Source organism: uncultured Thiodictyon sp., assembly GCA_903837595.1.
Taxonomy (GTDB): domain Bacteria; phylum Pseudomonadota; class Gammaproteobacteria; order Chromatiales; family Chromatiaceae; genus Thiodictyon.
Genome location: CAILVI010000299.1, coordinates 1 through 6,852 on the forward strand (window position 1 = coordinate 1; position 6,852 = coordinate 6,852).

8 protein-coding genes are annotated in these 6,852 nt (G+C 64.3%); 5 read left to right on the forward strand and 3 right to left on the reverse strand.

The window, feature by feature from the left end:
* The coding region (locus QZY44_RS16465) for a HisA/HisF-related TIM barrel protein (RefSeq protein ID WP_295448405.1) at nucleotides 1-280 on the forward strand (280 nt) is incomplete at its 5' end.
* A gap of 167 nt (nucleotides 281-447) precedes the next feature.
* Here QZY44_RS16465 and QZY44_RS16470 read toward each other — a convergent pair.
* Nucleotides 448-681, reverse strand: a complete 234-nt coding sequence (locus QZY44_RS16470; RefSeq protein WP_295448408.1) for a hypothetical protein — start codon at nucleotides 679-681, stop codon at nucleotides 448-450.
* A 23-nt stretch (nucleotides 682-704) separates the two neighbouring features.
* On the reverse strand, nucleotides 705-1,271 hold the full coding sequence (locus tag QZY44_RS16475) for a hypothetical protein (RefSeq protein ID WP_295448411.1): 567 nt from the start codon (nucleotides 1,269-1,271) through the stop codon (nucleotides 705-707).
* A 563-nt stretch (nucleotides 1,272-1,834) separates the two neighbouring features.
* On the opposite strand from QZY44_RS16475, the gene QZY44_RS16480 reads away from it, so the two are divergent.
* Genes QZY44_RS16480 through QZY44_RS16490 form a run of 3 tightly spaced genes read left to right on the forward strand, consistent with a single transcriptional unit; the run spans nucleotide 1,835 to nucleotide 4,811 of the window.
* Entirely contained in the window at nucleotides 1,835-2,191 is a 357-nt protein-coding gene (locus QZY44_RS16480; RefSeq protein WP_295448415.1) for a hypothetical protein, read from the forward strand.
* Complete coding sequence (locus QZY44_RS16485) at nucleotides 2,188-4,473, forward strand: ATP-dependent helicase (RefSeq protein ID WP_295448418.1); 2,286 nt, start codon at nucleotides 2,188-2,190, stop codon at nucleotides 4,471-4,473. Before QZY44_RS16480 ends, QZY44_RS16485 begins: the two co-directional genes overlap by 4 nt.
* Nucleotides 4,470-4,811, forward strand: a complete 342-nt coding sequence (locus tag QZY44_RS16490; protein ID WP_295448420.1) for a hypothetical protein — start codon at nucleotides 4,470-4,472, stop codon at nucleotides 4,809-4,811. Before QZY44_RS16485 ends, QZY44_RS16490 begins: the two co-directional genes overlap by 4 nt.
* On the opposite strand, the gene QZY44_RS16495 is transcribed toward QZY44_RS16490, so the two are convergent.
* Nucleotides 4,731-5,555: a transposase gene (locus tag QZY44_RS16495; RefSeq protein ID WP_295448423.1), complete on the reverse strand. Its 825-nt coding sequence runs from the start codon at nucleotides 5,553-5,555 to the stop codon at nucleotides 4,731-4,733. The genes QZY44_RS16490 and QZY44_RS16495 overlap by 81 nt on opposite strands.
* Nucleotides 5,556-5,772: 217 nt before the next feature.
* Here QZY44_RS16495 and QZY44_RS16500 point away from each other — a divergent pair, with 217 nt between their 5' ends.
* Nucleotides 5,773-6,417, forward strand: a complete 645-nt coding sequence (locus tag QZY44_RS16500; RefSeq protein ID WP_295448426.1) for a DUF4276 family protein — start codon at nucleotides 5,773-5,775, stop codon at nucleotides 6,415-6,417.
* Nucleotides 6,418-6,852: the final 435 nt, after the last annotated feature.

The window sequence follows — 6,852 nt, forward strand, 5'->3', positions numbered from 1 at the left end:
CGATATGGCCATTATCTGGCGCAAGCAGAATGCCAAGATGCTCCATATTGTCGATCTCGATGCCGCTCTGACCGGCGAGATGGTCAACTTTGAAAAAATCAAGGCAACAATCTCTTCAGCGCGTTTCGTGAGGTCCTCCCGAGTATCGAAGATGCCCTTTGCGAAGGTTTGGGACGAACATGACACCCCAAGCTCCTTCCCCTCACGCTGGCTAAGCGCATTGGCTCGCGCATCGAATGCCTGTCTCGCCGCGACATACTCGCCCCAGAGTTCGGCGTAGACCTCACCAGGATTCTTATTCATTTCCCATCTCATCTGAAACAATCAAGCGCCATACGGTAGTTCGCGCCGTCGGCTTGCGACCGACAAACGCATAAGCCGTCGAATCGGCGCGACAGCAGCCCTTGCCGCTATGAATCCCGCCCCGGCGAGTCCACATCCATGCGCTTAGTCGGCCTGGACGACCGCTGTCACACGGCACGCGACCAACTCCGGAATCCCAGCGATGGCCGCATCAACCGCCCGCTGTACAACCCCGGATAGATTGAGTTGCGTGAACGCCTCGCTCAGCTTTTCGCCCTTCTGCTCGTCCCACTCGCCATCGGCGTCGAGTGGTTCGTCGATCCATAGGTGGACCGTGGCAGAAGCCCATATTCCGCGGGGTTGCGCTGTTTCGTTCATCGTAGGTACTCCAAAAATCTGATCTAAAAGACGAAGTCCAACTGCTGCCCGGGCGCTGGGACCGTCGGCGGTTGACCCAAGGCAGTCTCGATGGCCCGTTGGTTCGGGTAAAACACCTTGTCCGCCAAGGACCGTGGACAACCCATATAGGTCCCGTCTTGATCATTGAAGGTGGGCCATTCTTTGTCGGCGTGCCATGTAGGCGACCCAATCCGGCGCCATTGGTAGTACGTGCGAAACCCACTCAAGCCAAAGTCACAGGGTCGGACGATCACTCGCCACTCGTTGTCCCCGATCATCGCTGGGGTGGAGCCGAACACCGCATCACTGGGCATGTCTCGTTCCTCTTCCCAGGGGTTACGGGGTAATTCCCGCACTGCAACGGCCTGCATCAGCTGGGCTTTGACATCGGCCAGAACCTTGCGTTTTCTCTTCTCGAAGGCTACCCGGAAGCCAGCCCTCAACAGCACCTCGCTCATTACATTGACCGGTAGGCATGCCAACGCATCGAGCGCCCCCTTGAGATGGCCGTCCTTTACGGACGCTGAAAAGCGCTCTATCGGTGTCGCGGGTCGTGGTGTGCCGCTCATCGCAACCTCAGTAATTGGGAAAGACCTGAACCATGGGGAGTAGCCTAGCAAGAACAGCGCAAGGCGTAAAGCGTAAAGCGATCTATTTTAATTGCTATTGACGCTATTGAGCTGGCCGCTATAATGGCAACTATAGCGGGTGGCGACGCGCGGTCGAGGCGATCGAAATCCGGGGGGTTTGCGCGTGGAACCGAGAGGAAAAGGGGACGCTAGAGTTCGGCGAACGAACGAAAATCGGCCAGAAACCAGTGGCTAAGGATGCTGTTTGGTGGTGTGGAACTGAGGCGTGGAACACTAACGATGCGTACAGTCGCTGGCGAAGGGGACGCAAGAGTGGCCATGGCGCTTCGCTAGCCGCGCAGTGCCGACTGGACTCAGGCGGCCTGTGCGCTGATACTCCACCTCATCGTTTCTCGCTGTACTGATACGACAATCTAAATCGGAGCATTGGGACGGGCAAGTGAGTCGTATGGCATCCGGAATGTCCGTTCCATCCGTACCGCCGTCGTTGATCATCGGTAGTCCCCGAACCGTAGCCGAACCAAGACCAAAGAGAGAACACCATGACGCCCGAAGAACGACTGACCCCGCTGCAACGCGCCCTCTACGAAGCTATCAGCGCCGTGAGCGAGGATCGTTGGTGCGCGGGGTGGCTGATGGGAATCGAGTACCAACTATGGGCCGAACTTCACGACGGCAGCCAAAAGCATGGAAACGACGCGTTGGACGACGCGCAGCTGGAAACGGTGCGCGCCCTGTCCGACGAGGTCGGCGGCTGGATCATCTGGGCCGATGACCAGTCCCACCCTGACTTGCCGCGCGATGAGTGGGGGCCGCGCTTCGTGCCGCTGCCGGAGTGGTTGGCAATGGTTGCTGTCGAACGCCAAGTCCCAGCCCACGAGGGAGGTGCTCCTCCGTGATCACGATAGTCGACCCGATCGGCCAAGCCTCCTCTGGCTACACCGACGAACAACTCCGTGCCATCGAGCACACCGGCGGCCACAGCCTCACCTACGCCGTGGCTGGCTCGGGCAAGACCCACATGCTGGTCGGCCGGGTCCTGTTCCTGCTGGAGCAGGGGGTACCGGCGGAACGCATCCGCGTGCTCGCCTTCAACCGCGAGGCGGCCAAGGAGTTTCAGACCCGGCTCGCGGGCGCACTGCCGACGCACCGTGCCGCGCCCAAGGTGTCCACCTTCCACAGCCTGGGGCTGTCCCTCACCGCGCTGTTCGAGAAACAGGAACTGCTGCCCCGCCGCCGCCTGGAGACGAGCGAAGCCGTGGAAAAGAAGCTCGCCCGCGAGGCCGCCCTGGCGGCGCTGAAAGAGGAGGGCAGCGACGAGTACCCGAGCCAGGACGCCTTCGAGGCGTTTCGTGCCTTCATCGGGCTGGTCAAGTCCGACCTGCTGTCCGCCGCGGACGCCTTCCGGACGTTTGGCCTGCTGCCGTCCTGCGCCTACTTCGTCCGGGCCTTCGCGCTTTTTGAAAGGGCGCGAGAGCGTGCGGGTCTGCGGTTCTTCGCCGACCTGCTGTCGGACCCCGTGGCGGTGATGCGCGCCAACCCCAAAGCGCTCGCGCTGGTCACGAACAAGCTGGACCTGGTGGTGGTCGATGAGTTCCAGGACGTGAGTCGCGTCCAGGTGGAACTACTGATCCAACTGGTGGGCACCCGGGCGCACCTGAACGCGGTGGGCGATGATTCGCAGTGCATCTACGCCTGGCGCGGTGCCAGGCCGGAGGTCATGGGGAGCGAGTTCGCCCGGCACTTTCCCGGGGCGACCCGCTACACCCTGTCCCGGACCTTCCGCTTCGGCCACCGGGTGTCGCTCGCCGCCGCCCAGTTGATCGGCCACAACCGCAACCGCATGGACACCCTGTGCGTCTCGGCGCCGTCCACGCCGGACACCGGCATCGACGTGATCCGCGCCACCTCGGCCGGCGACCAGTCCGCGCTGGTGGCGGCCATCGACGGTTGGCGGCGTGCCGGGCGGTCGCTGCGCGAGGTCGCGGTCCTCGCCCGACTCTGGGCGCAGACGCTGAGCCTGGAACTGGCCCTGCTGGAGCGCGACATCCCCTACGTCAAGGCGAAGGACGACCTGTTCCGGGTCCCCGAGATCGCCGGCCTGCTGGGCTACCTGCGCCTGGCCGCCGGCACCCTCTTCGCCGAACCGCGCGCCCGCGAGATCGTCCGGCACATGCTCGCGACCCCGACCCTGTGGCTCACCGCGGCCACGCTCGATACCCTGGCGGATGCCATCGTCCGCACCCCTGCGAAGGCCCCGGCCCTGCTCATGGAGACCGCCCGCCAGGCCAAAAAGCCCTATCACGAAACGCGGATCAGCGATCGTGCGCAGTTGTGGCATGAGGCCCTGGGTTGGGCCGATCGGCCGGCCGCCGAGGCGCTGCGGCTCTATGCCGCCACCACCGATCTGGTGAGTGCCTTCGCCACCTCGGCCACCAGTGAGGCGGCGGCCGAAAAGGAATTGGCCTATCAGACGCTCCTGGACTGGGCGGTGCGCACCCGCACCACGGTGGGTGAGTTCGTCGCCCGCATGGATGCCCTGCGGCGGTCCCGCGAACGCTACGAGGCTGGCGGCGACGCGGTGCTGCTGTCGTCGATCCACCAGGTGAAGGGGCGCGAGTTCCCCCTGGTCATCGTCACCGGGCTGGAGGATGGACTGTTCCCGTCGCGCCGATCCAGTGCGGAGGAAGAACGCCGGCTCGCCTATGTGGCGGTGACCCGCGTCCAGGAACAACTCCTGCTGGTCGTGCCGCCCGATGCGCGGTTCGATGCGGCCTGGCTGGGCATTCCCATCCGGGGTCGGGGTCAGGCCAAGACCGCCGCCAGTCCCTTCGCCTTCGAGGCCAATCTGCGCATCAGCACGGCGCTCGGGGAGGCGGTCACCCGCCGGCTGTCCGGTGCCGACCCCGGAGCGGACTTGCCGGAGGCGTCGCTCCAGGTGGCGCCGGTGCTCAACCGCTATCTGGGGGAAGTGGGTCTTGAGGAACGCTACCAACCACCGGCGCAGCCGCCGAAGGCGCCGGTCCTCCCCGGCGACTGGGGCATCAACGACCGGGTACGACACCCCTTCTTCGGCGATGGCCTGGTGGTCGGCATTCGCGACCAGGACATCCTGGACATCAACTTCGGCGGGACCCGTCGGTCCATCAAGTCGGGAGTCGTGGCCATGGAGCGGATGTGACCGTGCTGGAGCCGTGCGGGCGCTTCGATCCCGTCCTCGGCCGTCTGCCGGGCCCGGTCGCCCATGCACTCTTCCTCGGCGACGATTGGTTGGCGACCTCGAGCCTCTCCATCACCACCGCGCTGGAGGCTGCCGCGCCGAACACCCGCATCGCCTGGGCCTGCGACTGGGCGGTCTTCCGGACCTGGGCACTGGGCCGGGCGGCGGCCTGGTATCCGGACGAGCGCGACCGCATCCGCCTCCCGAGCCGGCCAGAACTACTGGTGCGGTTCGTGACCGACATGCTGGGCGGCTATGACGGGGAGCCCGCGCCCGGGCCACGGTGCTGCGCTACCTGAGCACCCTGAGCACGCCGCATCGCCTCCTGGATGCGGCCCGATCCGACCAAGGCGCCGATGGTGCGCGACACCGTCAAGGTCAAGACGCGGGGCAGCGGTGGTCAGGACCAAGCGGCGCCGTTCCGCTGGGCCGATGTTCTTGAGGCCCTGGCGGTGCTGACCCGCGAGTTCCGGGGGGCCTTTCTGGCTGTGTTGACTCCCCTCGCGCAGTTCCAACTCCAGGCAATAGCCTTCTTGCCTCAGATAGGCGGCCGTCGGGGCGAAGCCATTCTCACCTTTGTAGGTCCGCGCGACACCCTTTTTCTTGGTCTTGGCGTTATTCATCGGGGCGACATCCGCATCCAGCGGCACCAGGCCATTACCCAGTGGGGTGATCGGGGCTTCGCTGCGGCGCAGGAACTCAATGGCGGCGACAATGACCGCATCCTTGAAGTCGGCCGCGTTGGCATCCAGGCGCTGGCGCAAGATGGCGGCGGAGGGCGCCCGCTCCAGACCCAGGGCCTCCAGAAAAAAGGGATCGTTACGAAAGGCGTCGATCGCCTCGCAGTCGCTCTTGCCCAAACACAGCAGCGCGACATAGCTGGCGAGCATATCACCATACGGCATCGCATCGCTACGCAGCGCCGACACCGCGGCGGCGTCCGTGGCTAGGTTGGTGCGATCACGAATGGCCATCCCAACCAGCCCCAAGCCCGCGTGGGAAGTGAAATCCGCCGTCGATTTCGAAATGATCAGTCGTCGCATCGTGTCACCTGCCAAGTGAGTCCTAACGATGCGAAATTTTTAACTCCAGAGCGCTGCTCTTTCGAGCGATCCATGTCAATTCAGCCCATGCAGTTCACTGAGTCAGGTATATTTCAAAGCCGCAAATGTGACGGAGTAGAATTAAGCCCTGGTTGGAGAAATACCGTTTGGGAGCGTGGTGGACCCGCGGTGACATCGGGGGGACGCGATGGTAGGTATGAAGCTGTTCGTCGAGGGCGGCGGTGACTCCAAGGCGCTGCGGACCGAGTGTCGGGAGGGCTTTGCCCAATTCCTGAAGAAGGCCGGAGTCGCTCGCTATCCCAGGATCGTCGCTTGCGGCAGCCGCGAGTCCGCCTATCATGATTTCTGCACGGCGCTCGCCAACGGGCAACCGGCCTTGCTGCTCGTGGACAGTGAAGCGCCGATCGCCGCAGCGCACCAGCCAGGCGACGACATGGCTGGCTGGAAGCCGTTGGCACACCTGGCCCGGCGACCGGGCGATGGTTGGAGTCGGCCCGGTGGTGCCGACGACCGCCAGAGCCATCTGATGGTCCAGTGCATGGAAACCTGGTTCCTGGCCGACCGGCAAACACTCCGGGCAGTTTTCGGTCCCGGCTTGCGGGGCAGCGCCCTGCCGGTGGAGTCCAGGCCCGTCGAGGATATCGACAAGGGCAAGCTGTACCAGTCCATCAATGGCGCCACCGCCAAGTGCAAGACGAGGGGCAGCTACGGTAAGGGGGAGCATTCGTTCAAGCTTTTGGCCTTGATCGATCCGGTCCAATTGATGGCCGCATCCCCTTGGGCCGCGCGTTTTGTCGACGAACTGAAGGGCTGGGCTCTAAAACTGCGGCCTTGGTCATGATGCCTGCCGCCCCGCGGGACATTCGTCGTCGCCGGGCGTCGCTTCCGAGGTTTGGTATCGGGAGGCGACGATGCGGGTGCAACGAGACGGTATCGCGCCGCGTCTGCGGCGCACGCCAAGCCTGAGGCACCGCCTCGCGGACGTGCACTGGTGGTGCGAAACCTGGAGTGATGCCCAAGCCAAGTCCGGGCGGCGAGCCGGGGAAAGAGCCAGTTGCACGGATTGGGAGAGATCCAGTAGAGTCTAACCACGATGATGACCGGCCACCGACCCGTGGCCCGTCATCCAATGGACGATCAGAGGACCTGTCTTGACGATCGAGCCGCCGACTGCCCCCGTCGCGCGTGGCCCTGCCCCAGGGCGGATGACTGGCCCTCTTTACCTGACCATTTCTCTCGGAGATAACGCGTGTGCCGCTGCTGTGGCGGCTTGCGC